This window comes from Rothia sp. HMSC065B04, assembly GCF_001812285.1.
Classification (GTDB): Bacteria; Actinomycetota; Actinomycetes; order Actinomycetales; family Micrococcaceae; genus Rothia; species Rothia mucilaginosa.
This window is the reverse complement of record NZ_KV808403.1, coordinates 1-240: the sequence shown is the minus strand read 5'-3', so window position 1 is coordinate 240 and position 240 is coordinate 1. Positions and strand designations below refer to the sequence as shown.

1 protein-coding gene is annotated in these 240 nt (G+C 51.2%); it reads right to left on the bottom strand.

Going from position 1 to position 240, the window contains the following annotated elements:
* Window positions 1–209 (bottom strand): hypothetical protein (locus tag HMPREF2845_RS09330; protein ID WP_210394511.1); only part of this gene is annotated, 209 nt, incomplete at its 3' end.
* Window positions 210–240 lie beyond the last annotated feature (31 nt).

Genomic DNA, 240 nt, shown 5'->3' with positions numbered 1-240 from the left:
TAGAAAGGCAGAAGCGCCAAATCGTATGGAGTGCCAGCATAAACATCCGGTAGCTCGCCATTAGCTACCTTCTCACGATACAAGCTGGTTACTTCGCTGTAGTTGAAGGGGAATTCCTTAGCTTCGTTCCTACGCTTAATCTCTGCCAGACACCACTCATATTCGGCACCGGGGCGCGCAGCCGGAGCATTAAAAAAACGCCCTTTCAACTCAGCACGCATCCACCCCTCCGGAGTATTT